The sequence below is a fragment of the Bartonella sp. AA2SXKL genome, from assembly GCF_042197205.1.
GTDB lineage: Bacteria > Pseudomonadota > Alphaproteobacteria > Rhizobiales > Rhizobiaceae > Bartonella.
In genome coordinates this window covers 1-281 of the sequence record NZ_JBHIRN010000224.1, presented here as the reverse complement: position 1 = coordinate 281, position 281 = coordinate 1, and positions in this window count along the sequence as shown.

The following is a 281-nucleotide window of genomic DNA, read 5'->3' as shown; positions in this document are numbered from 1 at the left end:
TCAGGCTTTATTATCCCGATCGCGGTACGGTAGTGAGTGAGAGTGAGTGCAATGCAGTGTTGAAATCTGCCTGCTTTTTGAGAGTGGGAAGCCTGTGGAGTTGGGGGAGGTGTTGATTTAGGAGTATTAGACAGTTCTATTTACAATATTTTATTCGGCAGTGTTATTATATTGATCACAGAAATTGAAGGCAAAGCTGTTTTCTTATTAAGTCAGCGCGGGGTGTTTTTTGGGAAAGATTGATGATTTTTTGAGAGAGGTGGGGGAGGATATATCTGCCT